Genomic DNA, 26,346 nt, shown 5'->3' with positions numbered 1-26,346 from the left:
CCTCACGCGTTGTCCGGGGGGCGTGCCTCAGCCTCAGCCTCTTGCCGTTCCCCGCTCCTCCTTTCGCGATTGACACGCTCCGGCGACTTCCTTATATTCTTGGTCAGACCAACATGACCAAACTGGCCGAGCCGTCCCGAACTCGCACCGGGTCCGCGAGCGTATGCAGGCCCTCATGGTCGTCCAGCCCGGTTCCGCAGTAGAGTAGGTGGATCCCCGCTCGCCGCTTTTTTTCAAAGAGCTTATGAAAGTCGCCCTGTTCATCCCGTGCTTCATCGACGCGTTCTATCCCGAAGTGGGGATCGCCACGCTCGAATTGCTCGAACGCTTCGGCATCGAGGTCGATTATCCGCAGGAGCAGACCTGCTGCGGCCAGCCGATGGCCAACAGCGGCGCGCATGCCGACGCAGCCGGGGCCGAGCGCGTGTTCGCGCGCAACTTCGCGGGCTATGACTACATCGTCGGGCCGTCCGCGAGTTGCATCCATCATGTACGCGAGCATCTCACCGCGATCGAACAAACCAGCGAAGTGCAGAAAGTTCGCGCGAACGCGTATGAACTGGTCGAGTTTCTGCACGACGTGGTCGGCGCGCGTGAATTTCCCTGGGCCGAATTTCCGCATCGGGTCGGCTTGCACAACAGTTGCAGTTCGCTGCGTCATCTGAAGGAAGCATCGGTGTCGGAAATCGCGGCCGTGCCGTTTTCGAAACCGCGTGCCTTGCTTGAACGCGTGAAGGGCATCGAGTTCGTCAAGCCGGCCAGACCCGACGAATGCTGCGGGTTCGGCGGCACGTTCTCGGTCACCGAAGAACCGGTGTCGGTGCGCATGGGGCAGGACAAGGTGCGCGATCATCTGAACGCGGGGGCCGAATACATCGTGTCGGGCGACATGTCGTGCCTGATGCACCAGCAAGGCTGCGCCGAACGCATGAAGGCCGACGCGCGCTTCATTCATATCGCGCAGGTCCTCAACGGAGCACCCGCATGAGACGCGTCGATCACGCGAAAGCCGCGGGCGCTTTCATCAAGAAGACCGAGCATGTCGCGTTTCACGACAAACGTCTGTGGGATTTGCGTGAGAAGCGCGATGCGCAGGCGCATGGCATCGCCGAGTGGGAGACGCTGCGCGAACTGGCATCGGGCATCAAGGAACATACGCTGTCGCACCTGGCCGACTATCTCGAACAGTTTGCCGCGGCGGCCGAGGCCAACGGCGTCGTCGTGCATTGGGCCGCCACCGCAGAGGAACACAACGCGCTGGTGCACGAGATCATGTCCGCGCGGGGCATGACCACGCTCGTCAAAAGCAAGTCGATGCTCACCGACGAATGCAAGATGCGCGAGTATCTGGAACCGCGCGGCATTACGGTGATGGAGACCGATCTGGGCGAACGCATCCAGCAGCTCGATCATCAAGACCCCAGCCACATGGTGGTGCCGGCGGTCCATAAGCTGCGCGCCGATGTCGCCGAGCTGTTCGGTCGCACCATCGGCACCGATCCGAAGAATAGCGACATCCACTATCTCGCAGAGAGCCAGCGGATGAACACGCGCCCGTATTTCGTGCGTGAAAAGACCGCTGGCATGACCGGCTGCAATTTCGCAGTGGCGGAGACGGGCACGGTCGTTGTGTGTACTAACGAAGGCAATGCGGACCTGTCCGCGAACGTGCCGCCGTTGCATATCGCGTCGATCGGCATCGATAAGCTGATCCCCAGGGTGTCCGATCTCGGGGTGTTCATCCGCATGCTGTCGCGCAGCGCGCTGGGCTCGCCGATCACGCAGTACACGTCGCATTTCCGCGCACCGCGTCCGGGCACCGAGATGCATTTCATCCTCGTCGATCATGGCCGCTCGGAGCGGCTCGCGATGGAGGACTTCTGGTACTCGCTCAAGTGCATCCGCTGCGGCGCCTGCATGAACACCTGTCCGGTGTATCGGCGCAGCGGCGGCCTTTCGTACGGCGGAACCTATTCGGGGCCGATCGGCGCGATCATCAATCCGACTTTCGATCTGAAGCGCTACAGCGCGTTGCCGTTCGCGTCGACGCTCAACGGCAGCTGCACGAACGTGTGTCCGGTGAAGATCAACATTCACGAGCAGATCTACAAATGGCGCACGGTGATCGCCGAGCGTCATGAAGTGCCGTTCGTGAAGCAGGAAGTGTTGAAGATGGCCGGGCGTCTGCTGGCGAGCCCGACCTTGTATCGCGCGACGGTATCGTCGATGGGCGGCGCATTGCGGCATCTGCCGAACTTCGTGCTGTATAACCCGCTCAACATCTGGGGCAAGCAGCGTGAGTTGCCGGAAGCGCCGAAGCTGACCTTCCATGCCTGGTACAAGAAAAATCGTGGAGGCGGCGATGGCAACGCGTGAGGCTTTTCTCGCGAAGGTGCGCGCCGCGCAGCCGCCGGCGCGACCGCGTCCGGACGTGCCGCGGTTCGACACGGCGGGCGGCGATCTGCGTGCGCGATTCACGGCGGCATTGCAGGCGATGGGCGGCACCTGTGTCGAGGCGGCGAGCGCAAGCGAGGTGAGCGCTTTGATCCGGGAGCGGTTCGGCGACGCGGTGTCGAGTGCCTCGGCAAGCCCCGAAGTGCCGGGCACGCGCGTGCTGACGGCGGACACGCAGCCCGCTTCGTTGCAGGACGTCGATGTCGGCGTGGTGCGTGCACGCTTCGGCGTGGCCGAAACCGGCTCGGTCTGGTTCAGCGAACGCGAGTATGTGGTCAATGCGCTGGGCTATATCGTCCAGCATCTGATCGTGTTGCTCGATCCCGCGCAGCTGGTCGATGGTTTGCAGGACGTCTACCGGCGTGACGATTTCCGTGGCGCGCGTTATGCCGCGCTCGTCACCGGACCTTCCGCGACCGCCGATATCGAAGGCGTGCTGATTCGCGGCGCACAGGGCGTGCGCTCGCTGACTGTGGTGTGGGTGGCCGCTTAAAGCATTTTCCGCAGGGGCTGGGATGCGCCCTCCGTTTTCATCGATGAGCCGCCACCGGCCGCCTGCGCCACGGACTTTGCTATCATCACTGTATAAACATACAGTCTGTGTACAAGCCCGTGGCAACCGATGCTCGGTCAGATTTCCGCTCTGACGTCCCTTACTATCTGCTGAATTTCGAGCGCGCGCTGGCGTGGCTCGCCACGCGTTACGACGATCTGATGGACGCGCAGGAGCATGCGTTCATCGACGCGTTCGCCGGCTTGCCGCAGTCAGCGCGGGCGCTGCTCGTGCGCATGCTGATGCGCAAAGGCACGCTGTTTCGCGCGAGCCGTTTGTCTTATGAGGAGATCGGCTGTCCGTTGCAGGCGGCCACGCCGATCGCGGCGCTCGGCTGGATCGATACCGAACCGGCGCTCACACTCGACGAGCTGTTCGCGCTCAGCACACGCGCCCAGTTGCTGGAGATATTCGCCCAGGCCATTGCGTTGATTCCCGGTGCAAAGAGCCTGCGCAAGCCGGATCTGCTGGAAACCCTGCGGCCGTTTTATGCGGGCGATTGCGAGGAGGAAAGCCGTCCACAGCGTCCACTTTCCGAATGGCATGCGCACACCACGGATTGCGTCCTGCACGTCGTCATTGCGCCGCTTTGTGAACGGCTGCGTCTGATGTTCTTCGGCAACTTGCAGCAAGACTGGTCGGAGTTCGTGCTCGCCGATCTCGGCGTGTTCCAGTACGAAAAGGTGGCGTTCGCGCCTTCGTCGCGCGCGTTCCAGCAACGCGCGGACATCGACGTCTATCTCGCGCTGCATGCGTGCCGCGAAGCACTGGAGTGGCTTTCCATCGACGGCGCCGCGACGGCGCACGAAGAACTCGTCGCCGCCGTCGCCGCGATCGAGACCGCGAATCCGTGGCTCGAAACGCGTCGCGCGAAGTTGCTGTTCCGTATCGGTCAGGATTGCGAACGCCGGCAGCACTGGAGCGCCGCGCTCGCGGTTTATGAAACTTGCGCGTGGCCCGGCGCGCGCCATCGGCGCATGCGAGTGCTCGAACGTAGCGAGCGCTTCGACGAAGCCTTTGCGCTGGCCTCGCAAGCGGCCGTCGCGCCGGAAAGCGAAGAAGAGGCGCAGCGCATCGCGCGCATGTTGCCGCGTTTGCGGCGCAAGCGCGGCGAACCGGCGCAACGCTTACCGGCCGCCCGGCCGGTCGAGCGCAGCACGCTGGTGCTGCCCAAGCCCGAGACGCCGCAAGCGGTCGAATTCAGCGCGCGCGACCATTTGACTTGCGAGGCCGCGCCGGTGCACTACGTAGAAAACGCGCTGATCAACTCGCTGTTCGGCTTGCTGTGCTGGGAGCCGGTTTTCGCGGCGCTGCCCGGCGCGTTTTTTCATCCGTTCCAGCGCGGGCCGGCCGATCTGCACGCACCAGATTTTCACGCGCGCCGCGCGGCACAGTTCGCCGCGTGTCTTGCGCAACTCGATAGCGGCGTCTATCGCGAGACAATTCTGCGGCATCTGCACAGCAAGGCAGGGCTGCAATCGCCGTTCGTGTTCTGGGGGCTGCTTACGCCGGAACTGGTCGTGCTGGCGCTCGACTGTTTGCCCGCCGCGCATCTGAAGCTGTGGTTCGAGCGCCTGCTGCGCGATATTCGCGGTAACCGTTCGGGCTTGCCGGACCTGATCCGCTTCTGGCCGGCCGAACGCCGCTACGAGCTGATCGAGGTGAAGGGCCCCGGCGATCGCTTGCAGGACAATCAGATTCGCTGGCTCGCCTACTGCGCGCAGCATGGGATGCCGGTGCGGGTGCTCGACGTGCGGTGGGCTGAACAAGCGCTCGCGGGACCTGAAGCCGAAGCGCCGGGCATCGCAAGGTTCGACACCGGGGCAGCGGCATGACCTACGTGGTGGCCGTTCGCGCGCTGTGCGAGTTCACCGCGAGACGCGGCGATCTGGATCTGCGCTTCACGCCGGCGCCGACCTCGCTGGAAGGCATGGCTGGCCACGTGACGGTCGCCGGGCGGCGCGCGAACGGCTACGAAACCGAAATCACGCTGACGGGCACGCATCGCGGTCTGACCGTGCGCGGGCGCGCCGACGGCTACGATCCGGCCGCCAATCGTCTCGAAGAGGTCAAGACGCATCGCGGTGATCTGGAGCGCATGCCCGCCAATCACCGCACGCTGCATTGGGCGCAGGCGCTGGTGTACGGTCATCTGCTGTGCCGCGCGCGCGGGCTTGCCGCATTGACGGTGGCGCTGGTGTACTTCGAGATCGGCAATCAGAAGGAAACGCTGCTGACGCAAACGCATACCGCGCGCGAACTGGAGATTTTCTTCGTCGAGCAGTGCGAACGCTTTCTCGATTGGGCGGTGCAGGAAGAGGCGCATTGCGCCGCGCGCAACGCGGCGCTCGCTGCGTTGCAGTTTCCGCATGGGCAGTTTCGCAGCGGGCAGCGCGAACTGGCGGTGTCGGTGTATCGCGCGGCGCGAGACGGCAAGCCGTTGATGGCGCAAGCGCCCACCGGTATAGGCAAGACGCTCGCGACGATTTTCCCGTTGCTCAAGGCGTGTGGAGCGCAGCAGATCGACCGGATGTTCTTCCTGACCGCCAAGACGCCGGGCCGCGCGCTCGCGCTCGACGCGATCGAAACGCTGCACCGGAGCGCCGCGTCCCGCGGTGCGCCGCTGCCGTTGAGAACCCTCGAGCTGGTCGCGCGCGACAAGGCCTGCGAGCATCCCGACAAAGCGTGCAACGGCGAGTCGTGTCCGCTCGCGCGTGGCTTCTATGACCGGCTCGACGCGGCCCGCAGCGCGGCGCTGGCGGGGCCGCGTCTGGATCGCGCGGCGGTGCGCGCAGCGGCGCTCGCGCACGAAGTCTGTCCGTACTATCTGGCTCAGGAGCTGGCGCGCTGGGCCGACGTCGTGATCGGCGATTACAACTACTACTACGACAGCAGCGCGATGCTTTACGCGCTCACGCAGATCAATCAGTGGCGCGTCGGCGTGCTGGTCGACGAGGCGCACAATCTGCTCGACCGCGCGCGGCGGATGTACACCGCGTCGCTCGATCAGGCGGCGTTCAGGCTCGCGCGCAAGAGCGCGCCGGCCAGTTTGCGCAAGCCGCTCGAACGCTTGCAGCGCGAATGGAATGCGCTCAAACGCGCGCAGGTCGACACGTATCAGGTCTATCCGGATGTTCCCGGCAAACTGCTGTCGGCGGCGCAGAATCTGATCGGCGCGGTCACGGATCAGCTCGCCGAAGCGCCGCTGTCGATCGACGAAGCGTCGCTGCGTTTTTTCTTCGACGCGATGCATTTCGTCGCGCTGGCCGAGCAGTTCGGCGAGCACTCGATCTTCGACGTGACGCTTACCGCTGACCGTTACGCGCCGCGCGACAAGACCCGCGCCACGCTATGCGTGCGCAACGTCATTCCCGCGCCGTTTCTCGCGCCACGCTATGCCGCTGCCCGCACCACTGTGATGTTTTCGGGCACGCTCAGCCCGCACCATTTCTATCGCGACACGCTGGGGCTTCCGGGGCAGACCGAATGGCTCGACGTGGAAGGGCCTTTTCGCGCGGAGCAGTTGCAGGTGCGCGTGGCCGGCAATGTATCGACGCGCTGGCGCGATCGCGAGCGCTCGCTGGTGCCGATCGTCGATCTGATCGCGAAGCAGTATGCGGCGCAACCCGGCAATTACCTAGGGTTCCTGAGCAGTTTCGAATACCTGCAACGCGTGGTCGAGTTGATGCGCGAGCGGCATCCGGATTTGCCGGTCTGGGCCCAGGAGCCTGCCATGGACGAAGCCGCGCGCGACGCGTTTCTCGCGCGCTTTCGGACCATGAATCAGGGCGTGGGGTTTGCGGTGCTCGGCGGCGCGTTTGCGGAAGGCGTCGATCTGGTCGGCCAGCAACTGATCGGCGCGTTCATCGCCACACTCGGCTTGCCGCAGATGAACGACGTCAACGAGCAGATGCGCCGCACGATGGACGCGAGGTTCGGCAACGGCTACGACTACATGTATCTGTATCCGGGCTTGCAGAAGGTGGTGCAGGCCGCCGGGCGCGTGATCCGCACGGAGCAGGACCTGGGTGTCGTGCATCTGATCGACGACCGGTATCGGCGGCCCGAGGTGCGGCGGTTGTTGCCGCGCTGGTGGCAGGTGGGCTGAGACTTCACCGATCCACGCGCTGTACTTCGCGCACTGGGCGTTGTGGAATTGCATGACGCAGCCTGCTGCGGATCTTGCATCGCATCGCATCGCATCGCGCTATACGCGGGCGCCGCCGCCACGGGGCAAACGCGCGTTACCGCGCGTGGCCGCTAAGCGCCCGCCGCGCGTTGCTTCACGCGTGCGGCGACGCCGTCCCCGGGTTGCCAGGCGTTCCCGGACCACCCCCAGGCTTGGGATCGACCGGAATCTGATCTTCGACCGGCGCGTCGCCTTGACGGGTCGCGGCGCTCTGGGAATCGTCAGCGGGCGAGCTTGGCGTGGGCGGGTCCTTCGACACCGGCGAGGATCCTTCATCGGCTTCAATTCTGGCCGCCTCGCTTTCCGGGTCCCACGTCAGCAGATGGCGCTGCGGATTCGCGATCGCGATTCCGCGTTCGCGGAACCGGTCGACGATGCGCCGGTTGAATTCGCGCTGCACCCCCCAGCGCGCGGTGTCGCGGCACTGAATCTGGCCGGCCAGCGTGACGGCCGAGCCGTCCACGGCATCGACGCCCCAGAACGCGAAGTCCGACAGTATGCCGTCCTTGAATTTTTCGTCCTCGCGCAGCGCGGCGCCGATTTCCTTCAGCGTATCGATCGCCAGATCGACGTCCTGGCCGAACACGATGCTGACGCGTACCGCCGCATTGCCGAGCCCGCGATTCGTGTTGTTCACCGTCGACACTGAACTGAACGGCACGGTAAACAGCGACCCGTCGCTGCCGCGCAACCGCACGGTGCGGATCGACAGATATTCGACGGTGCCGGATACGCCCGCGAGCGTGACCCAGTCGCCGACCTGCATCGCGTTTTCCATCAGCAGAAAAATGCCGGTGATGAAATCCTGCACCAGCTTTTGCGAGCCGAAACCGAGCGCGACGCCGAAGATGCTCGCGCCCGCCAGCAGCGGCCCGATGTTCACACCGAGTTCGCTCAGGCCGGTCAGCACCACCACCAGCGCGATCACGCAGAAGAGCGCGCTGCGCAGCATCGGCAGCAGGGTGCGCAGGCGCGCGGCGCGCATCAGATCGCCGCTGGTGGTCCAGCTGTCCAGCCGCCGTTCGACCGACACGTTGACGATTTCCCACACGATCAGCGCGACGACCGCCGCCACGCCGATGGTCGCGAGCGCCGACGCGAGCCGGTGGCCGATCGTGCCGGGGCGGAACAGGTCGACGACATCGACGCCCCATACCTGCAACAGCGCGAGCGCGGTGATGATGCCGATCACCCAGCTGATCACGCGCCGCAGCAGCGGGTAATAGCGGTACGCGTGCCGATGCACGAGCGACTTATCCGACTCGTCCTGCACGTGAAAGAGCCGGGCCAGCGCCCCGAAGATCACGATCGACCCGAGCCGCGCGCCCACCAGGATCGCCACGGTCCAGCCGCCGATGTGCACCAGCGCGTGATAGCCGTTCTGCACGTCGAAGGCCCACACGAACCACAGCGCCATCACGATCGCGGCCGTGAACCACGCCCACGCATCGGCGAACACATTGCTGAACATTTCCAGCGACCTGTGCTTCGTGAAGCGCGCGCGGATCAGATCGCCGATCGGCCTCGCGCACTGCAGGATCAGGATCGAGATCAGCACGTGGCCGGCGAGCGCGACCACCTTCAACAGCGCGAGATGCGCGGCGTCGTTCAGACCGAGCGCTTTCGTGACCTCGGCGAGCGCCACGCCGGCGCCCACCACGCTGACGATCCGCACGATCCAGCGTTGCACGAACACGGCCCACGCGTCGCCCATCCGCAACAGGCGCAGGCGCGGCGCGGCGGGCTGCAGAAAGAAGCTGCCGATGATCGCGACCACGCGGCTCAGTGCGTAGACGTCGATCAGCGAGTCGAGCGCGCGGTCTTGCGGTGTGCCGCCGGTGGTGAAGAACGACATCAGCGCGCTCGCCGCACCGACGAACACTGCGAGCGGCACCAGCCGCAGCACGGTAACCAGCAGCGCGCGCGGCAGACGTTGCAGCAGCGTCCAGTGGTGTGTGGCGTTGCGTTTGCCTTGGGCTTCGATGTCTTTGTCTTTAGTGGCAGCGGGAACCGGAGCGGCGGCGACGGCCTGAGCCTCGGCTTCCAGCACGGGCGGCACGGGCCCGGTCGGCAACGGCGGCAGCGGCGGCAGCGGCGGCGCGGCGCCCGGCGTGCCGGACCGCGGCGCCGTGTCGACTGGCGCGGCGGCCTCGCGCGCGCCGTCCGTTTCCAGTTCGTTCCGCTCGCGGCGCGCGGCGAGCGCCTGGTAGGCGCGGCGCAACACGCGCCGCGCGAGCCATTCCAGCACGAGGGCGGGCGCCAGCGCTGCCAGCAGCGACCAGACGACGTTGATCAGCACGCCGCGCGCATGCGGGTTGCTCAATTGCCAGTTCCACCACGCGCGAACCGACGCGACGTCGAGCAGCGCAGCCACCGAGCCGCGCAGGGATTTGCCGAGCTGCATGACCCAATGCGCGCCCTGGCGGGCCATCTGCGACGCGAGCCCGTTGGACGTGAAAGCCGCGGGGACGAGCGAGGCGGCGCCGCTGGCCGCTGCCGGGGCCGAAGCCGGGGCGGCCGCCGAAGCGGCGGGCGGCGCGCTCAGCGCTCCGGCGGCGGCTATCGCCTGCAGCGTATCGGCGACTTGCGCGCGGCGCTTGGGGTCGCTGAGCACGGCGAGCGCGTCGCGAGCCTGCGCAGGCGTCAGGGTGATCGGGCCGGATGCCGGCGAGGCGGGGGTCGCTTGTGCGGCGGCGGCAACCGCTGGCGCGGTGCCGAAGATGATCAGAAGAAGGAAAAACCAGGCGTGGAATATTTTGCGCATAGGGTGAAAGGCGGGGTACCGGGTGCGGACGATTGTGCCGAAACGCGTGGATGTGTTCGGCGGCGTGACCATGAACCGACACGGGTTTGTCGAACAAGTTCCGCGGGCCAGAGCCGCCGGATGCAGCCCCAAAGCCGGTCAAGGGCGGTTGCGCGATGCGCGAGCGTGACGGTGTCGGCGAGACCCGTAACGATAACCGATGCGGGGTGGCTGCAGCCGACTTCGTGTAACGCAAGAAGTTTGCCAGACGGCGGAAGCGGCATAGTGGGTGTGCGCCGGGGCGCGGCAGGCGAGGGCGGGGCGGGTGCCACCTGCACGGGAATCACACGAAACACTGACGCGCTGCTCGACGAGCCTTCGCGTTTCGTTCCGATTGCGTTTTGGGGCCCCGTTTGGCCTGAAAACGCCGGGCACAACATGTCGACGGCGATGCAGTCTAATGCGGCGGCGATTCCGCTAGCGGCAAGACGTGCATGGAGGTCCGTTCGGGCTATTTACCGAGCGGCCGGAGCAACAGCGCAATGCCGCGCCGGCCGCGCGGCCACCATCACGCCGTGCCCATCGCGCCGACCGGCGCAACGCCGAATGTCCCCGCAACCACTTCGGTAAACGTGCGCTCTTCGCGCAGGATGAAGCGCTTCGTCTGCGCGAGCCTGAAGTTGTCGAGCGCCTCCGAGTCGGTGCGCAATCTCGCCCGATAGGCCTCGTAGGCCGCGAGGCTGTCGAACGCGATCAAACCCCACGCGATGTCGTTGGTACCTTCGTGCGGCAGGAAGTAGCCGACCAGATGACCGCCGCAGCGCGGAATAATGCGGCCCCAGTTGCGCGCATACTCGTCGAAGGCATCGCGCTGGAACGGATCGATCCGATAGCGGATGAAGCAGGTGATCGCCATATGCAAGCTCCCGGTTGCGTCCTGGGAAGAACGCCTGGGGCCAGTATGGCCGCCGCCCGCTTGCGATGTTTCACCGCATGATGAAGTGTGCAATGCTTCGCGCACTGCCGCCCGCTCACACCAGCGAAGGCGCTTGCCGCTGCCCTTCGTCGCCGGCATCGGTGCCGCCGTTCGGGCTCGACGCGCGTCCGCCCGCCGGCTCCTGATGCAGCCGGTTCGCGTGCATTAAACGGTATAGCGTCGCGCGCGAAATGCCGAGTTCCGCGGCCGCTTCGGACAGCTTGTAGCCGTGCCGCTGCAATGCGTGTTCGATCGCGTCCTTTTCCGCCTTGCTGCGGATTTCCGCGAGCGTCACGGCCGGCCCGTTGTCCGCTTCGGGCAAGCCGAGGTCGCTCGCGGTAATGAAGCGGCCTTCGCTCATCACCACCGCGCGCCGCACGCAGTTGATCAGCTCGCGCACGTTGCCCGGCCACTGATAGTTCGACATCGCGACGATCGCGTCGCTCGACAGCCCGCGCAGTTTTCGCGCGCCGTCCTGCCGGTACATGCTGAGCGCGTAGTTGGCGAGCAGCTTGATGTCGCCGCCGCGCTCGCGCAACGGCGGCTCGACGAGGCGCAGCACGCACAGGCGGTGATACAGGTCGGAGCGGAAACGGCCGGCTTCGACTGCCTTGTCCAGATCGACGTGAGTCGCCGAGATCACGCGCACGTCGACATGGATCAGCCCGCTGCCGCCCAGCCGCTCGATCGTGCCCTCCTGCAAAAAGCGCAACAGGACTGCCTGGCATTCGTGCGGCATGTCGCCGATTTCATCGAGAAAGAGGGTGCCTTCGTGCGCGCTTTCGATGCGGCCGATCTTGCGTTGCAGCGCACCGGTGAAAGCGCCGCGTTCGTGGCCGAACAGCTCGGCCTGCAGCAGGCTCGGGGGAATCGCCGCGCAATTGATTGCGACGAACGCGCGGCCCGCGCGCGGCGAGCGCTCGTGAATCGCACGAGCGGTCAGTTCCTTGCCGGTGCCCGACTCGCCGGCGACGAACACCGGCGCATTGGTCGCGCCGCATTTGTCGATGCGCCGGTAGAGTTGCTGCATCGCCTCGCACTGTCCGACCATGCCATGCCGGCCGAGCGACGGCTCCGGCGTGACGCGGGCCTGGCGCAGGCTCGACAGTCCGTGCGCATGGCCGAGCGCGAACATCAGCCGGTCGTTCAGCCACGGCCGCGTGACGAAATCGAAGCAGTAATCGAGGATGAAGCGGCTGATCAGTTCGTTTTCCGTCTGCCCCGGCACGATCTGCGCGACCCAGTTGGTTTCGGCGCGCCGCATGCACGACGCGAGCGCGGACAGATGCTGCGACGTGCAGTCGTCGGGCAGTTGCACGAGACCGACCTTGATGTTGCCGCGCTCGATCAGGCGTTCGGCCGCTGCCGTGCTTTTCGCGTGCACGGCTTGCCAGCCGGATGCCGCGAGAAACTCGACGAGCTTCTGGTCGGGCGAGTTCGACACGTACAACACGGTGCGTTCAGTGTCGACAGGCGTGCAAGGCGTATTCATGTTACCCCCGGTTCAATGCTGCTCTCAGGACTGCTGTTCGACTTACAGGACACACCGGCGGGCAACGCCGACCTTCGGTCAGGCACGCCGCGCCACGCTCCGTTTGCACGGATCGGGCGCGGCTTGCGGATGTTCGGGACCGGCTGCGGCAGCCCGGCGACGAAGTTTCACTAGCTGCAATGACGGGGGCATGGAGCGGGCGGCGCAAACCGCGAGATGCCACACAACGGACCGGTAGCGGCAACAGCGTTCATTACTGAAACCGCCAGACGACTTTTCCCCGAATCACAAAACCGTTTCTTGCCTCGCTGACCTGAAACAGGCGCTCTAATTGGCGCAGTGGCTTAAAGATAAGCGAAAGCGCCTGAGAGCGCCACACAAACAAATACGGATCAAGAAAGCATTTTCGCGAAATCGCGCCGGTATCGCCTATTAATAAGCGATTGGTCAATCCCCGTTATGAGAGGCATCCAACATAACCATGCAATTCGCACTGGGGTTAAGCCATCGCGGACTCGCAGGTTTCGGTGGAGCGTGTCTCATGTCTGCTACATATTTGGCAGGGCCAGGCGAATGGGTCGCGGCGGATCGGCGGGGCGGCACTTTTGACCGGGCCGCGCTGCGCCGCGCGGCCAGGCGCGGTGCGCGCCGCCTGACGCGGCTGCGCGCCGGGGCAATGATGTTTTCGCCGGGCGCAAAGGCCATCCCGTTCGCGTGTCGTGAACGAATCAAAGTGCGATGCGAAACGCGTGACGCCCGGGCGCAACGCAGCAGAAGGCACGGCTGCTCATGGGTTTTCGGCAACATGGCATAGCCGTTGCAATAAGGTCTGCATAGCAAAAGAATGCGTTGCCGCCCGGTTCAAAGCGCGGGGCATACGGTGAAAAAAGCGGACCGGCGGCAAACAAACGCTTCGCGAGCATGGCCGGGGAAGCCAATGTGCGTTGCGAGGTGGTGGCGGGGCCAATAAAACGACGTCGAATTAAAAAGCGGATGAGTGATTGATAGCTATATCGGCCATTCATAAACGACGACGTAAAAAAATTGAGCGAGCCGCTTTTTCCGTTTCTTACCGACGGACGCGAAGGGGAGGGCAATAACGACAGGTAGCGCGCTCGTGCTGTTCATGCTGTTTGCGAGCGACGGACTGAACAAAAAAGGGGAGCGCCCGGACAGGACCGGCCGGGCGCGGAAAAGCGAGGAGAGGCCACCAGTCTCCGTAGAGAGACGAGTTACGAGGTGAACCGGGTGCCGTGTCCGCAGGGTTGCGCGGGCACGGCCATCTGGACATGGACGAGGCCATTTTTCGGGGGGATGTCATGAAAAAGCTGATTCGTGAGCCGATCGACGCGGCGCTGGCGGACCGTCGAGCCGTCGCGGATGCAACCGGGTTTCGCTGCCGCCGGCATTTTGCCGCGCCGCAGGCGCTGTTCGCCGCACCCGCCCCCGATCTGCTGACGCTGGTGATCGCCCGGGAGACCAAGCGCCGCGCGCAAGCCGAGTTGCAGCGCGAAGGGTTGCGCGACACGGTCTACGAGACGCCGGTGCAGCGCGAACGCAGTCCGGAACGCAACGACAACCGCGGCGAGTGGATTTACCCGTTCGATTTCGAAGAATAATTCCGAACGTCGACCGTGGTCGACGTGGCCTCGCCATCCCGGCGGACGCAGAGCGGCTGAGACCCGACATGATCGACATCTTCCTGATTGCCGCCAGCACCGAACATGCGCAGCACATCGTTGCGCGGCTGGAGGAGAGCGGCGTGCGCTACCGGCTGCGCATGGCGTACAGCACGCTCCGGCAACTTCCCACGCATTTGCACATGATCCGCAGCGCCGATCTGCTGATCGTCGACGACTCGAATCTGAACGCGCGCGAACTCGACGGCATCAAAGAAACGCTCGCCTGCTGGCCGGGCCTGCATTGCATGCTGGTGACGCCGGCGCCGTCCACCGCCTTGCTGGGCGCGGCGCGGCGCATCGGCGTGCGGCACGTGCTGTCATGGCCGCTCGACTCGCGCATGGTGACGGCTGCGCTGACCCGGATCGACGCAAACAGAAACGCGCCCGGCCGGCGCGCGGGACGGGTCGTGTCGCTTGCGTCGAGCAAGGGCGGCAGCGGCACGACGATGGTCGCGGTCAATCTCGCCTGTTCGCTCGCCGGGCAGCGCGACCGGCGCGTGCTGCTGATCGATCTGAGCCAGCAATTCGCCGACGCGAGCCTGCTGATGGCCGACCGGCCGCCGCCGATGACGCTCGCCGATCTGTGCTCGCAGATCGAGCGGCTCGACGCCGCGTTGCTCGATTCGTGCGTGATGCCCGTGCACGCGAACCTGGACGTGCTGGCGGGCGCGGGCGATCCGCTCAAGGCCGCCGGGCTGTTGCCGGCGCAGTTGGAGCCGATTCTCGCGCTGGTGCGCGAACGCTATGACGCGGTGCTGATCGATGTCGGCGCGAGCCTCAACGCGCTGACGATCCACGCGCTCGATCACAGCGACGCGATATGCATGGTCGTGCGGCAGAACCCGCTGTATCTGCACGGCGGGCGCCGCATGCTCGACATCTTCAGGGAATTGGGCTACCCGGCCAGCAAGGTACGCATGGTGGTCAATCAGTACGACAAGAGCGCGCAGATCAATCTGCCGATGCTCGAAAAGACCCTTGGCGCGAAAGTCGCGCATCAGTTGCCACGCGACGACAAGCACGTCAACGAAGCGCTCAGCCGAGGCGTGCCACTCGTGACGCTGGCCCGCGACAGCGCGCTTGCGCAGGGCATCGGTCTGCTCGCCGGCATGCTGTGGCCGGCGCCGGTCGAGCGCCGTAAAAGCATGATCGGCCGGCTGTTGACGACGTGGCCGAACCTGCCGCCGCAATTGAAGCCGGGGCTTTGAGTCTGTTCCAGCAGGGCGACTTATGCCGGGATCGATTTCAATGGATCAAGGAACTGTGAAAACATCACCAGGATCATCGAATGAATCTTGGGGTTGAGGATCACGGACCTGCTGTCGAACTGGTTTGAGCCAGTCGCCCATTGGCCGGATAACGCCACAACGGACCGGGAGCATCCCGGCGCGTTGTGGCGTTAGATACGCACAGCATTGCTGAAAAACTGCGGAAGCGCTGTACCTTCGATCACGCTGCCTTGAGGAGTCCAAGTTGTTGCAGCGCCGTCACGCCGTCGTCCAGCCCGATTTCTTCGACAATCTTGCCACCATTGAGCCGTAATACGGTCGTGCCGGTGAAGCGCATTTTCCGTCCGGTCGCGGCCGGCAACGATCCAATGAGGAAGTCGCTGAATGCCGGACCGGTATGTGTGCCTCCACCCTCCCAACGGCCGACTACATAGTCCCCCTCGGCGATCAGATCAGCGGCGCCCCAGAAGTTGAGATCCGGGAACGCTGCGCGGAAACCGGTCATGAATGCCTTGATGTCCTCGCGGCCGCGGCGCGCCTCGTGCAGCGAGTATTGAAGAAGCATGTCTGGAGCAGCAAGTTCGTCGACGATGTCGAGGTTGCATGTCTTGCCCCAGAAATCGGTGAACCAGCGGCCCACGACGGCCTTGTTGTCATCTTCCCTGGACATGGTGAATTCCTCATTGACTGTGGTTGAAAGAGGGAAACGCAATCGCCTCCCTCTGCCTGAACAATATTGGCGCCAGCAGTCAGCCGCCCCCCGTTTCTTGCTGCAACACTCGATAAAACCGACACGCGTCTTGTGGTGGCGATGGTCACTACGCGCGTCGTTCGTAAGCGACGGCGCCCGGAGGCGTAGCGACGTGAAATAGACAGCAAGAATCGGGGTGCCTGTGCCGACCCGCTGCCATAACCTGTCCATGCGATCGCACAGTAACCGAGGCCGGCGGACGAAGGGCGATGCGCTCGAACCGCATGCATCCTGCGGGCGCGCCGAGCGCCGATTCCGTCATCGGCGTAGCGCTCGCCTGTCCCTCATTGAAAGGAGTTCCACCATGTTGCCAATTCTCTCGTTTCACGCGCTCGCAGCCCAACGCGGCGATGGACTGCGCCCTGAACTTCTAGCCTTATTTGAACGCCATGCGCGATTAGAGATTGGTCTCGCTGCCATCATCGAACCTGTCGAAACAGAGTCTCTTCCCCAGGTCGCAGACGCCGTCTCCAATGGTCCTGTGAGCGAGTGACGGGCCGCCGAGGCGTCGGCGAACGCCTGGCCGACTTGCTAACTCGTCCTCGTCAAAGCGACGATAAAGTCGAGAAAGACCCTTGTCCTGGCCGGCATGTGGTGCCGGGATGGATGGTACGCATAGAGCGGGAAGCGCTCATCCGTCCAGTCCGGGAACAGGTTGACGAGCCGCCCCTCCCGGATCAGAGGTTCCGCTCCGAGCAGTAGCATCTGCGCGATGCCGGAGCCGGCCAGACACGCGTTGAGGAGTGCGCTCGGATCATTCACCGTAAGCCTTCCGTTCGTCTCGACAACCAGCTTTTTGCGCTTGCGATGAAACTCCCACGGATACGGCTTTCCGGTTTCCGGGTTCCGGAACTCCAGACACCTGTGGACCCCGCGACCTAGCTCTTGAGGCTCCGCTGGCCGCCCCCGGCGAGCGAGGTACGAGGGGGCTGCGACTGTGACAACGGCAGTGTCCAGAAGCTTTCGCGCAATCAGACTGGATGAGCGGGGTTCGCCAAATCGCAAGGCCAGATCGAAGCCGTCCATGATCAGGTCACCGAGTTGATCTCTCGCAATGAACTCGAGTTCAAGTTCTGGATGCGCATCCATGAATTCATCGAGTTTCGGGCTCAGAACGATTCGAAAAAAAGCCGGGTCAAGATTGATTCGCAGCTTCCCGCGCACTGTCGCGGCGCCTCCTGCCGCGGCTGCGGCCGCTTCTTCCATTCCCCTCAAGTGCGGCATGACCTGCTTGTAGAACCGTCGGCCCTCTTCAGTGAGGGAAACGGCGCGGGTCGTCCGGTTGAAGAGCCGTATTTTCAGCCGCCTTTCGAGTCGGGCGATGGCCCGGCTAACGCCGGGCGGCGACATACCCATCACTTCGGAGGCGGCTGCGAACGTCCCCGCATCGACGACGGCAGCGAATACGCTGATACCGCTGGAGAGATTCTCGCGGGACGATCTCATAGGCGCTCCCCGCACAGTGCGTCGAAAATCGCACTATGACCGATTAGTAACTATCCGTCATCTCACAAGTGTCATTCATGTCATTTAGTTTCTCGTCGCGTTTTCCCACAATGCATCCCAACAGGACGTTTCAACCCCACGACCCCAAGGAGCATTGCCATGAATACCCGTCGTCTCACACTGGCCATCGCAGCCGCCATCGCCTTCCCCGCCGCTGGATACGCTCAGGCATCCAGCTCGGCCGTCACTCGCGCGCAGGTGCGCGCAGAGCTCGTACAACTGGAAGGCGTGGGCTACTGGCCCGGCCGCGCCGATGATCCGCATTACCCCGCCGACATTCAGGCTGCCGAATCAGCTGTGGCCTCGCAGAAGGATGCCGGGTCGAACGTCGACAGCAGCGTGGGCGGTGCGCGCATCGGTTCATCCGCTTCGGGCATTCGCGTTACCGCTGGAGCGGCCTCCGCGAATGCACCGTTCGGCTCGTTTTACGCACATCACTGATCGGAACACATCTATCGATGCTGGGAGAAACTGCAATGTATGCAATCACAGGGATAACAGGAAAGGTCGGCGGTGCGGTGGCGCGCACGTTGCTCGCAGCGGGCCAGCCGGTACGCGCGGTGGCGCGCGATGCAGCCCGGGCACGTTCATGGGCCGAGCGCGGGTGTGACGTGGTGACAGCCGAGATGGACGACGCGGCGTCCCTTACGGCCGCTTTCGAGGGCGCGCAAGGCGTCTTCATTCTGCCGCCGTCCGAGTTCGACCCGTCGCCGGGCTTTCCCGAGGCACGTGTTGTCATCGACGCGGTGCGCGCCGCGCTTCAGTCGGCGGCACCAGGCAAGGTGCTCTGCCTGTCGACGATCGGCGCGCAGGCCACCGAGACCAATCTGCTCACACAACGTACGCTGATGGAGCAGGCGCTTCGCGACTTGCCGATGCCCGTGACATTCCTGCGTCCCGGCTGGTTCATGGAAAACGCCGCATGGGACGTTGCGCCAGCCCGGGACACAGGGATGATCCCCAGCTTTCTGCAGCCGCTCGACAAACCTGTGCCGATGGTCGCGACCGCGGACGTCGGGCGCGTGGCCGCACAACTGCTTCAACAAACGTGGCGCGGCGTGCGTGTCGTCGAGCTTGAGGGGCCGCAACGTGTAAGCCCGAATGATCTGGCCGAGGCGTTTTCCCGGGTGCTCAGTCGTCCGGTTCGCGCGCAGGCGGTGCCGCGCGACACTTGGGACGCGCTGTTCCGGTCCCAAGGTATGAAGGAACCGTTGCCGCGCATCCGCATGCTCGACGGATTCAACGAAGACTTCGTCGCCTTCGAAGGTGAGGAGGCCGACATCGTCAAGGGCGAAGTGGAACTGGAAACCGTTCTGCGAGGCCTCGTCTCGCAGGCAGGCTAACCCTTTCCGCTCGTCGATCATCAAGGGAGCGCGGGCGACCTTGAGCGTGCACAGGGAATTACCACCCGCGCGCACTGGGCCCGCGTCGTCAGCAATCAGGTTCACTATGCGCTGACGAGCCGCGTCGTCGAGCATGAGAGCGCGTTCGTGGCAAAGGCGAATGATGTTGCGCTTCGCGTGTGGAGTCCGCTCGCGGGCGGCTACCTGCGCGGTAAGTACACGCAAGGAGGCAGTGGCGGAACCGGGCGTCGAACCACGCTGAATTTTCCGCCGATCGATCCCGCAAAGGCGGATCCTGTCGTGCGCGGATTACGCGACATCGCTGCGGAACTGAACGCGTCGCCGGCTCAGGTGGCATTGGCCTGGATACTGGAGCGCCGTGAAGTCTGTTCCGTCATTGCAGGCGCGCCCACGCCCGACCAACTGACCGCTAACCTCGACGCTCGGCAAATCGCGTTGACCCAGCGCAGACCGAACGTCTGAATCAGGTTTCGCACCCGCCCCTGTCCTATTGGTACTGGATGCAGCAGTTCCACGACAAGGATCGAGTAGTGGTCCGATTGCCGTTTTCCGACCCGGTCGAGACGCTCCGGAGCGATTCCGGGTGTATGGTTAAGGCACGCAGTCCGTCCGTTTGCCCTTCGAGAAAATCACGCGAGCGCAGCATCGTCCATGCCGAACATAACCCGTGGTCCCAACGACATCGCGTCGATCCTGTCCAATCCGATCCTCAACACGGATTCGTACAAGGCGTCGCACTATCTGCAATATCCGCCCGAAGCGACGGCGATGTTCTCGTACATCGAGTCGCGCGGCGGCCGCTACGACCGCACGCTGTTCTTCGGCCTGCAAATGCTGATCAAGGAGTACCTGTGCCGGCCGGTCACGGCCGCCATGATCGACGAGGCCAAAGCGTTTTTCCTCGCGCACGGCGAGCCGTTCAACGAGGGGGGCTGGCGCTACGTGGTCGAACAGTGCGGCGGCTATCTGCCGGTGCGGATTCGCGCGGTGCCGGAAGGCTCGGTGGTGCCGACGCACAACGCGCTGGTCACCGTCGAATGCGACGATCCACAGGTGTTCTGGCTGGCCACGTATCTGGAGACCATGCTGCTGCGCGTGTGGTATCCGATCACAGTGGCGACGCAAAGCTGGCATCTGCGCAAAACGATCCGCGCGTACCTGCAAAAGAGCAGCGACGACCTCAAGCAATTGCCGTTCAAGCTGCACGACTTCGGCGCGCGCGGGGTCTCGAGCGCGGAGTCGGCGGCGATCGGCGGCGCCGCGCATCTGGTCAGTTTCATGGGTTCGGACACGGTGCTCGGCGTAGTGGCCGCGAACCACTACTACAACGAAACCATGGCCGCGTTTTCCGTGCCGGCGGCCGAGCACAGCACGATCACGTCGTGGGGCCGCGAGCGCGAAACCGACGCGTTCCGCAATATGATCGCGCGCTTCGGCAAGCCGGGTGCGATCGTTTCGGTAGTCTCCGACTCCTACGATCTGTTCGCCGCGCTCGACGTGTGGGGCACAAAGCTGAAGCAGGCCGTGCTCGACTCCGGCGGCATGCTGGTGATCCGGCCCGACTCGGGCGACCCGCGCACGATCGTGTTGCAGACGCTGCGCGCGCTCGACGCGTCGTTCGGCTCGGCGGTGAATGGCAAAGGGCGGCGCGTGCTCGACAACGTGCGCGTGATTCAGGGCGACAGCGTGAATCCGGAGTCGATCGAGGCGATCCTCGCCGCAATGGACGCCGCCGGTTTCGCGGCCGACAACATCGTGTTCGGCATGGGCGGCGCGCTGTTGCAGCAGATCAACCGCGATACGCAGCGCTTCGCGATGAAGTGCTCCGCCATCCGCCTCGGCGACGAGTGGCGCGATGTGCACAAGGATCCGGTCACGGACGTTGGCAAGCGCTCCATGAAAGGCCGGTTGACGCTGCTGATGAATCGCCGCACGGGCGAGTACCGGACGGTTACGCTGCCCATCGCGGGCGAGCAGGGCGAATGGGAAGACGCGCTGGTGACGGTGTTCGATTCCGGCAGGTTACTGGTCGACGTATCGCTCGCCGAGATCAGGAGCCGGGCGCACGCCGGCGAAGTCTAGCGCGGACCGCCCGCGCGCCACACCGTCACGCCCGCCGCGCGGATATCGATCCGGCACGGCGCGCCTTCGCGCAAACTGGCATCTTCACTAGCCATGTCGAAGCGCACCCCGGCGATATTCACGCGAACATAGCGCTCGCCGCGCCGCAATTCGACCGCCTCGATCACGCCCGCATGCGCGCCTTGCGAGGTGACGGCCAACGCATGCGACGACACGCGCCACATGACGCGCTCGCCGGCGGCAAGGCCTGGACCTGGTCCGCTCGCGCCTTTGCCTTCACCTGCGCCGACCGTCAAGCCGTGGCCGATCTCCACCTGGCCCGCGGCGCTGATCGACCCTTCGCCGACGTTATGCAGACCGAGCAGCGCCGCCACGCGCATCGAAGCAGGCCTCTCGAACACGTCAGCGATAAAGCCCGCCTGCAACACGCGGCCCTGTTCGACGACCAGCACCTCGTCGGCAAGCAATGCGGCTTCATCCGGATCGTGCGTGACGATGATCGTCACCGCCGCGATCTCGCGCTGCAACGCCCGCAACGATTGCTGCAACAGACGCCGGCGCGGCGTATCCAGCGCGGCGAACGGTTCGTCGAACAGCAGCAGTTCGCTATGCCGGGTCAACGCACGCGCGAGCGCCACCCGCTGCCGCTGACCGAACGACAACTGATGCGGCAGCCGCCCGACCAGCGGCGCGAGGCCCAGATGATCGAGCCAGTAACGTGCGCTGGCGGCGTCGGCATCGACGGGAAACGCCAGCTGGCGCGCCACGCTCATGTGCGGAAAGAGGCCGTAGTCTTGCGGCATGTAACCGATCTGGCGGCGCTCCGGGGGCAGTGTGTGCAATTCGGCCGAGCCGAGGCGCAGCATGCTCGACGCGTTCGATTCGAGCCCCGCGATCAGACGCAGCGCGAGCGATTTGCCCGAGCCCGACGGCCCGATGATCGCGAGCCGCCGCGTGGCAGGCGTCCACGCGATGTCGAGGTCGAACGCGCCCAACCGGCGCCGCAGATGGAACTCCAGGCGGCGCTCGCTCGCGTCGCCGCGGCCCGCGATGAGTGGGGGAGCGGCTTCCCGCGCGTCGTCGCCGTTTTCGGTCTGGTCGGCTGGGGGTCTTTGCCGCAGGCTGTAAATCGACAGCGCCGCGCAAACGATCGCGATCGCGAGCGTGGGCAGGAGCAAAGGCATCATCGCCGGCAGCCCCTGGCCGCCGAACACCACGTACGTGTAGACCGGCAGCGAATACGGGTGATACGCGACCATCACGGTCGCGCCGAATTCGCCGAACGCGCGCAGCCATGCCAGAGCGAGTCCGGCGCGAATCGCCGGCCACGCCACCGGCAGCATCACGCGCAAGAAGCGGCTGCCGGCATGATGGCCGAGCGTCGCCGCGACGTCGTCGAGCACCGGGTCGACGGCGGTGAATGCGGACTTCGCGGCGATGATCAGAAACGGCGCGGCCACGAAGACCTCCGCCAGCACGATGCCGGCGAACGAGTCCGTCAGCGCGCCGCCGGTGAGGCGGCCGATTCCGCTATACGGGCCCAGCAGAAACAGCAGCAGCACGCCGCTGGTGAGCGGCGGCAGCGCGAGCGGCAACTGCACGACGAAGCCGAGCAGCGCCATCTTGCGCGAACTCGCGCGCGCCAGAAAATAGCCGAGCGGCACGCCGCCGAGCAGGATCACGAGCGAGGCCACCGTGGCGCTCGCCGCCGACACGCCGACCGCCGACCACGTCGCGCGCCAGTCGACGTTCGCCCAATCCGCCGCGCCGAGTTGCGGCACGCTCGCGACGAACGGAGCGCACAGATAGAGGGCGAGCAGCGCCGCCAGCCACAGCAGCGGTCGCGCAGCGGTGCGCTTCACCGCTTATTGCGGGGCGGCATCGATCACGGCTTGCACCGACGGCGGTATCGCCTGCACGTTGCCGCTCACCGTGGGTTTGACCACGTCCACGCCGTGCTGCTTGAGCAACGCGCGGCCTTGCTCGCTCAGCAGGAAGTCGACGAAGCTGACCGCGCCACTGTGGTTCGGCGCGTCGTCGAGGACCGTCAGCGTGTAGCTCGCCTTGGCCTGCAATTCAGGCGCGGGGCGGATTGCCGGAATCTTCAGGTCGGACGTTTCGGTCGAATAGAAAAAGCCGGCGTCGAGCTGGCCGGATTGCAGGCGGCCCACCAGCGTTTCCTCGGGCAGCACCTGTTCGGGATTTTCGGCGGCGCCCAGCGTCTTCTCGACGAGGTCGGGCTGATGGTAGAGCGCGGCGGCTTTGGTCACCATTTCGACGGTGAACGCGCCCTTCGGATCGAGCTTCGGATCGGTCCGGCCGATGCGGATGCCCGGCTGCTGCAGCACCTGGTCCCAGCGCTTGCTCTTGAACTGCGGCGCGAATCTGCTCTGCGGGTTATAGCCGATCATCAACGGCGATTCGGCGAAGTTCACATACCACGTGACGTGGTTGCCGTTCGCCTCGCCCATCAGGCTGCTGTTCACTTTCGGGCTCGCGCTGATGAATACATCGCCGCGCCGCAGCTTGCCCTTGATCTCATTGGCGATTTTGTTCGAACCCGCCGCGTAGCCGCGGAACTGCTGGCCGGTGGCTTTCTCGAACGCGGGGCCGATGCTGCGCTCCATCAGGTTGACGAGCGAGCCGGCGTACAGCACGTTGACCGTGTTGGCCTGCGCGAAGGCGGGCGCGGCCGTCAGGATGCCGGTGACGACCACGAGAGAAGCGAGCAGCTTGCGAATCATGCGATAACCCCGATACGTTATTAAGAGCGTTATATTACGACGGCATCGCGTTGGGTTGCATGGTGCGAGGTCGATGTCGTGACGATCGTGTCAGCCGAGCGGGAAGATCCGCACGAAGCTGGAGGCCGGCCTGCCGAACGACGTGCCGGGCGAGTTCAAGCGCACGGTGTTCATTGCAGTGGGGCAGGATGGCTATGCCGTGACGTTTTCGTGGCACGAGCTGTTCAATACGCCGATTGGCGAGAACGTGCTGGTCGCCTATGAATGCGGCGGGCGCGCGCTCGACGGCGACGACTGCGCGCCGATCCTGTTTTCCGGCTCGGACATCCTGCCCGCGCCGCGTCACTTCAAGCGGCTGGCGCGCATCGAGGCGCGTGTGTTGATGCCATCGGCTTAAGGCGGTGTTCAAGCGCGGGGCGTAAGATGCTCCGTTATTGCCCATCGCGTTGCCGCCATGTCTGACGATCCGCCTGCAAACGCTGTTCATGCCGCCGATGCCGGATCGGCTGGCGGCCCTGGCGACTCCGGCGCCGAACCGTTGCAGTTGCCGCTCGACCCGCAGATAGCCGCATGCATGAACACATGGCTGAGCATGGCGACGGACGCATCCCGCGCCGACACCCGGCTGTTCGCCAAGCTGATCGCCGCACGCGACGCGCATGACGAACTCGCGTTGCTCGGCTTGCAGCCGCGCGAGTGGCGCGGGTTGCTGGCGCGGCATTTCACGCACGCGGCTGCGTCCGCATTGCCGCTCGCGGTCAGCATCGACACCCACGCCAGCTTCGTCCACACGCTTCACGCCCTGCTGCTCACCCACGCAAGCGCCACCGTCCACACGGACGACGCTCACTGCATCGCCGCGATCATCGCGCACGCGTGCCTGCGCCCCGACCACTTATGGCGCGACCTCGGGCTTGCGGGCCGCGAAGAAGTCACGTGGATGCTGACGCGCTATTTCCCGACGCTCGTCGCGCTGAATGTCGCCAACTTGCGGTGGAAGAAATTCCTCGCCGCGCAACGCGCGCTTTCGTTGGGCTTGCAGCCTGGTCCCGCGCCCGGTTGTCCGGGCTGCGAAGACTACGGCTACTGCTTCCCGCAAGGCCGCTGAAGGCCGTTCGGCCAGGTGGCAGCGCAAGATCGTTCGTGTATGCTTTCGCGCATGGCCGACACCGCAAAAATCCAACCCACAGCAGCGAAGAAATCCGCGAAGACGCGCCCCGAAGTGCGCTTCCGAATGCGCATTCGTAGCGGCGACGCGGTCGCACTCGGACCGGGTAAAGTCGATCTGCTCGAAGCGGTGCGCGAATACGGCTCGATCTCGGCGGCGGCGCGCAGCCTCGGCATGTCGTACCGGCGCGCGTGGTTGCTGATCGACGAACTGAATCGCTCGCTCAAGTCGCCCGCCACGCAGTCGGAGCAGGGCGGTCAAGCCGGCGGCGGCTGCACGCTCACGCCGGCCGGCGAGACCATCATCCGTCTGTATCGCGAGGTCGAGGCAGAGGCCCGGCGCAGTTGCGCGAAGCAGATCACCGAACTGACCCGGCTGATCCGTTCCTGAGCGGTGGCTCGTCGCTCGCGCTTGTTGCGCTCAACCGTGCCGGATGCAAAACGCCGAAGCTGGCGGATTGCCGAGTTGAGCGAGATGCTCGGGGGCAGGCGGCCCATCAATTCGACGAAGCTCGCCACGCTCGCCGTGCGCAGCGGATGATAGTCGATCCGATGCCGCTCGCAGATGCGTTTGAGCGTGTTCATCGAATCGTGGTCGATGCAGTCCACCGGAGACACGACGAGATCCGCACCGGGCAACGCAGCCGCGAGCAGCCCCCTCCGATCTTCCACGCCGCCGTCGTGCACCACCGGATCGCCGCCGGCCGCTTCCACCAGTCGTTTGAGCGCGGCGTTCAAGCCGGGCCGGCCGCCCACGTACACGATCCGCTTGCCGCGCACATGCTCGAGGCTCGCGCGGCGCACACCGGCGCCGCCGACGGGGTCTGCCGCATCGACGCTCGCGCGTTCCAGTGCATCGCATTCGCTCTGCACCAGCTTGAGCAGCGTCAAGGCGCGATCACGGCTCTCGCGTAACGCGCGCGCGGCCGTGACCGGGGCGGCGGCCGCATGCATCTCGCTGCCGGTCGTCCGTGCGTGCTGTTCCAGCACATGGCCGAAGCACAGGCCGATAAACGCGGCGTCGAGCCGTTCGAGTTTTCGCCACCACCTTGCGCAGCGCGGGCACATCGTTGCTGAGCGCGTCGGAGAAGATCGCGTCGACGACATCGCGGACGCCCGAAGGGCGGCCCTTGCGCAAGCGACGAAGCCTATCGCGATATCGAACAGGATATAACGCGAGACCGAGCTCGTGTTGCACCGCGGCTTGCGACGCGGGATTGATGCGTGGGCTATGCGTGGCCTTTGGCGCTTCGCGCGTACGTCAGAAATGCGTTGACGGCGGGCGCCCGCTCGTACTTGCGGAAGGCGATCGAAATCTCCGAGGCGATCGGCTGACCCGCGATATCGCGGTATACGACCCCCGGCAGTGTGATGCAATCGGCCAGCGTATGCGGCACCACCGCCACATAACCAC

General features: G+C 65.1%; 21 protein-coding genes and 3 pseudogenes. 15 read left to right on the top strand and 9 right to left on the bottom strand.

The window, feature by feature from the left end; translation table 11 throughout:
• The first annotated feature begins 244 nt into the window (after positions 1-244).
• The 5 genes from PQR02_RS33330 to PQR02_RS33310 all read left to right on the top strand — a co-directional run bounded on the left by PQR02_RS33330 (position 245) and on the right by PQR02_RS33310 (position 7,115).
• Entirely contained in the window at positions 245-988 is a 744-nt protein-coding gene (locus tag PQR02_RS33330) for a (Fe-S)-binding protein (RefSeq protein WP_408241813.1), read from the top strand.
• Entirely contained in the window at positions 985-2,376 is a 1,392-nt protein-coding gene (locus PQR02_RS33325) for a lactate utilization protein B (protein WP_408241810.1), read from the top strand. The genes PQR02_RS33330 and PQR02_RS33325 overlap by 4 nt, the downstream gene beginning before the upstream one ends.
• Positions 2,363-2,947 carry a LutC/YkgG family protein gene (locus tag PQR02_RS33320; RefSeq protein ID WP_408241807.1) on the top strand — a complete coding sequence of 195 codons (585 nt, stop codon included), beginning with the start codon at positions 2,363-2,365 and terminating at the stop codon, positions 2,945-2,947. Before PQR02_RS33325 ends, PQR02_RS33320 begins: the two co-directional genes overlap by 14 nt.
• A 119-nt stretch (positions 2,948-3,066) precedes the next feature.
• Positions 3,067-4,842 carry a VRR-NUC domain-containing protein gene (locus tag PQR02_RS33315; RefSeq protein ID WP_408241804.1) on the top strand — a complete coding sequence of 592 codons (1,776 nt, stop codon included), beginning with the start codon at positions 3,067-3,069 and terminating at the stop codon, positions 4,840-4,842.
• Entirely contained in the window at positions 4,839-7,115 is a 2,277-nt protein-coding gene (locus PQR02_RS33310) for an ATP-dependent DNA helicase (protein WP_408241801.1), read from the top strand. Before PQR02_RS33315 ends, PQR02_RS33310 begins: the two co-directional genes overlap by 4 nt.
• A gap of 175 nt (positions 7,116-7,290) precedes the next feature.
• Here the strand turns inward: PQR02_RS33310 and PQR02_RS33305 are convergent, their stop codons facing one another.
• The 3 genes from PQR02_RS33305 to PQR02_RS33295 form a co-directional block, all read right to left on the bottom strand.
• Positions 7,291-9,960, bottom strand: coding sequence for a mechanosensitive ion channel family protein (locus tag PQR02_RS33305; RefSeq protein WP_408241798.1), 2,670 nt, complete (start codon positions 9,958-9,960; stop codon positions 7,291-7,293).
• Positions 9,961-10,507: 547 nt separating this feature from the next.
• A complete protein-coding gene (locus tag PQR02_RS33300; RefSeq protein ID WP_408241795.1) occupies positions 10,508-10,855 on the bottom strand; it encodes an NIPSNAP family protein in 348 nt (115 codons plus the stop codon).
• Between the two features lie 115 nt (positions 10,856-10,970).
• Positions 10,971-12,407, bottom strand: coding sequence for a sigma 54-interacting transcriptional regulator (locus PQR02_RS33295; protein ID WP_408241792.1), 1,437 nt, complete (start codon positions 12,405-12,407; stop codon positions 10,971-10,973).
• Positions 12,408-13,726: 1,319 nt separating this feature from the next.
• Here PQR02_RS33295 and PQR02_RS33290 point away from each other — a divergent pair.
• Positions 13,727-14,026 carry a hypothetical protein gene (locus tag PQR02_RS33290; protein ID WP_408241789.1) on the top strand — a complete coding sequence of 100 codons (300 nt, stop codon included), beginning with the start codon at positions 13,727-13,729 and terminating at the stop codon, positions 14,024-14,026.
• Between the two features lie 68 nt (positions 14,027-14,094).
• Positions 14,095-15,297, top strand: coding sequence for a CpaE/TadZ family protein (locus PQR02_RS33285; protein WP_408241786.1), 1,203 nt, complete (start codon positions 14,095-14,097; stop codon positions 15,295-15,297).
• 241 nt (positions 15,298-15,538) lie between these two features.
• Here PQR02_RS33285 and PQR02_RS33280 read toward each other — a convergent pair whose 3' ends face one another.
• Entirely contained in the window at positions 15,539-15,988 is a 450-nt protein-coding gene (locus PQR02_RS33280) for an ester cyclase (RefSeq protein WP_408241837.1), read from the bottom strand.
• Positions 15,989-16,373: 385 nt separating this feature from the next.
• Here PQR02_RS33280 and PQR02_RS33275 point away from each other — a divergent pair, with 385 nt between their 5' ends.
• On the top strand, positions 16,374-16,562 hold the full coding sequence (locus PQR02_RS33275; protein ID WP_408241783.1) for a hypothetical protein: 189 nt from the start codon (positions 16,374-16,376) through the stop codon (positions 16,560-16,562).
• 38 nt (positions 16,563-16,600) lie between these two features.
• Here the strand turns inward: PQR02_RS33275 and PQR02_RS33270 are convergent, their stop codons facing one another.
• On the bottom strand, positions 16,601-17,515 hold the full coding sequence (locus PQR02_RS33270) for a LysR family transcriptional regulator (RefSeq protein ID WP_408241780.1): 915 nt from the start codon (positions 17,513-17,515) through the stop codon (positions 16,601-16,603).
• A gap of 159 nt (positions 17,516-17,674) precedes the next feature.
• On the opposite strand from PQR02_RS33270, the gene PQR02_RS33265 reads away from it, so the two are divergent.
• From PQR02_RS33265 to PQR02_RS33250, 4 genes are all read left to right on the top strand, one after another.
• Positions 17,675-18,016 (top strand): DUF4148 domain-containing protein, encoded by a 342-nt coding sequence (locus tag PQR02_RS33265; RefSeq protein WP_408241777.1) that lies wholly within the window; start codon positions 17,675-17,677, stop codon positions 18,014-18,016.
• Between the two features lie 35 nt (positions 18,017-18,051).
• Positions 18,052-18,918: an NmrA family NAD(P)-binding protein gene (locus PQR02_RS33260; RefSeq protein ID WP_408241774.1), complete on the top strand. Its 867-nt coding sequence runs from the start codon at positions 18,052-18,054 to the stop codon at positions 18,916-18,918.
• A 57-nt stretch (positions 18,919-18,975) separates the two neighbouring features.
• Positions 18,976-19,401, top strand: coding sequence for an aldo/keto reductase (locus tag PQR02_RS33255; protein WP_408241834.1), 426 nt, complete (start codon positions 18,976-18,978; stop codon positions 19,399-19,401).
• Positions 19,402-19,590: 189 nt separating this feature from the next.
• The gene (locus tag PQR02_RS33250; protein WP_408241771.1) at positions 19,591-21,021 is read left to right on the top strand and encodes a nicotinate phosphoribosyltransferase; all 1,431 of its coding nucleotides are present in this window, start codon (positions 19,591-19,593) and stop codon (positions 21,019-21,021) included.
• Here the strand turns inward: PQR02_RS33250 and PQR02_RS33245 are convergent.
• Together PQR02_RS33245 and PQR02_RS33240 are read right to left on the bottom strand one after the other, a co-directional pair.
• Entirely contained in the window at positions 21,018-22,883 is a 1,866-nt protein-coding gene (locus tag PQR02_RS33245; protein ID WP_408241768.1) for an ABC transporter ATP-binding protein/permease, read from the bottom strand. The genes PQR02_RS33250 and PQR02_RS33245 overlap by 4 nt on opposite strands.
• Before the next feature lie 3 nt (positions 22,884-22,886).
• Positions 22,887-23,765, bottom strand: coding sequence for an extracellular solute-binding protein (locus tag PQR02_RS33240; protein WP_408241765.1), 879 nt, complete (start codon positions 23,763-23,765; stop codon positions 22,887-22,889).
• A gap of 124 nt (positions 23,766-23,889) precedes the next feature.
• On the opposite strand from PQR02_RS33240, the pseudogene PQR02_RS33235 reads away from it, so the two are divergent.
• The 3 genes and pseudogenes from PQR02_RS33235 to PQR02_RS33225 all read left to right on the top strand — a co-directional run.
• A pseudogene (locus tag PQR02_RS33235) lies at positions 23,890-24,162 on the top strand (molybdopterin-dependent oxidoreductase); the annotation flags it as partial.
• A gap of 177 nt (positions 24,163-24,339) precedes the next feature.
• Positions 24,340-24,873 (top strand): nitrogen fixation protein NifQ, encoded by a 534-nt coding sequence (locus PQR02_RS33230; RefSeq protein ID WP_408241831.1) that lies wholly within the window; start codon positions 24,340-24,342, stop codon positions 24,871-24,873.
• 51 nt (positions 24,874-24,924) lie between these two features.
• A complete protein-coding gene (locus tag PQR02_RS33225; protein ID WP_408241762.1) occupies positions 24,925-25,323 on the top strand; it encodes a winged helix-turn-helix domain-containing protein in 399 nt (132 codons plus the stop codon).
• A 164-nt stretch (positions 25,324-25,487) separates the two neighbouring features.
• On the opposite strand, the pseudogene PQR02_RS33220 reads toward PQR02_RS33225, so the two are convergent.
• A pseudogene (locus PQR02_RS33220) lies at positions 25,488-25,886 on the bottom strand (DUF2325 domain-containing protein); the annotation flags it as partial.
• A 275-nt stretch (positions 25,887-26,161) separates the two neighbouring features.
• Positions 26,162-26,346 (bottom strand): annotated as a pseudogene (locus tag PQR02_RS33215) (LysR family transcriptional regulator); the annotation flags it as partial.

Source organism: Paraburkholderia sediminicola, assembly GCF_046026895.1.
In the GTDB taxonomy this organism is placed as follows: Bacteria; Pseudomonadota; Gammaproteobacteria; order Burkholderiales; family Burkholderiaceae; genus Paraburkholderia; species Paraburkholderia sediminicola_C.
This window is presented reverse-complemented; position numbering and strand designations above follow the sequence as displayed.